Genomic DNA, 263 nt, shown 5'->3' with positions numbered 1-263 from the left:
ATTTTGAGGTGCGCCCTTATAGGTCAACATTTCCTGTGTTGACGCAGGAGTCCTGGATATAGTTTTAACCGTAGCAGAGAACTGCCCAAATTTTTCTGAGGGGAAGGCTTCATAACGAATATTCACTTTGTCACCAGCCGAAATATAAGGAACAGCATCATTCGGGACCCAGAGAATAAGATAATAGTTTTCAATGTTCTCAGGAATAACCTGCAGAAGGCTGTCTCCGGTATTGACCATTTGCCCTACAGTGACACTCAGGG

The 263-nt window shown here is 44.1% G+C and carries 1 protein-coding gene; it reads right to left on the bottom strand.

Translation table 11 applies throughout. The features are described from left to right. Positions 1-263, bottom strand: a 263-nt coding sequence (locus RTW80_RS29605; RefSeq protein WP_312721696.1) for an HlyD family efflux transporter periplasmic adaptor subunit, incomplete at both ends; no start/stop codon positions are given.

Origin of the sequence: Escherichia sp. AM3 (assembly GCF_032029835.1) — a bacterium.
GTDB classification, from domain to species: domain Bacteria; phylum Pseudomonadota; class Gammaproteobacteria; order Enterobacterales; family Enterobacteriaceae; genus Escherichia; species Escherichia coli.
The sequence above is the reverse complement of the archived record's forward strand: the minus strand, read 5'-3'. Positions and strand labels throughout refer to the sequence as shown.